The organism is Streptomyces sp. URMC 123, assembly GCF_051386515.1.
Taxonomy (GTDB): Bacteria; Actinomycetota; Actinomycetes; order Streptomycetales; family Streptomycetaceae; genus Streptomyces.
Genome location: NZ_JBPQTV010000705.1, coordinates 1 through 469 on the forward strand (window position 1 = coordinate 1; position 469 = coordinate 469).

Annotated in this window: 1 pseudogene; it reads left to right on the plus strand. The window is 82.1% G+C overall.

What is annotated here, in order from left to right:
• Positions 1–281: 281 nt before the first annotated feature.
• Positions 282–469, plus strand: a pseudogene (locus ACSNOD_RS31720) (protease); the annotation flags it as partial.

Consider the following 469-nt stretch of genomic DNA (forward strand, 5'->3'; position numbering starts at 1 on the left):
GCGGCCCCGGCGCAGCCCGGCGTCGTCGACGTCCCCTACGCCGTACGCCTCGGCGAAGCGCCGGCGCCCCGGCCGGAGCCGCCGAGCAGGAAGCATTCGGCAGCGGCGCGCCGCCGCGCCCGCAGTCCCCGCCCGCGGGCCAGGAGCCGTCCGCCGCTCCGGCGTCGGTCACCGCTCAGGATCGGTCGGTCGGGCATGAGCCATTGGCCCACGACGCCGTATCGGCTGCCGGGCCCCGGGCCTCCGAGCGGCCCGAACCGTCCCCGGGCGCCCCGGGAGCCGTGCCGCCGCACGGGCAGCCGGCCCCGGCCGAACCCGTACGCCCGGCCGGGGCGGCCGCGCCCGCTCATGATTCCGCCACGCGCGGCGCCCAGCCGCTGCACGCCCCGGACCCGTACGGCACGCCCCCGTACGGCGGCCCCGGCCCCTGGGCGCCGGCGCCCCCCGTGCAGCGGCCGACCGTGAACGC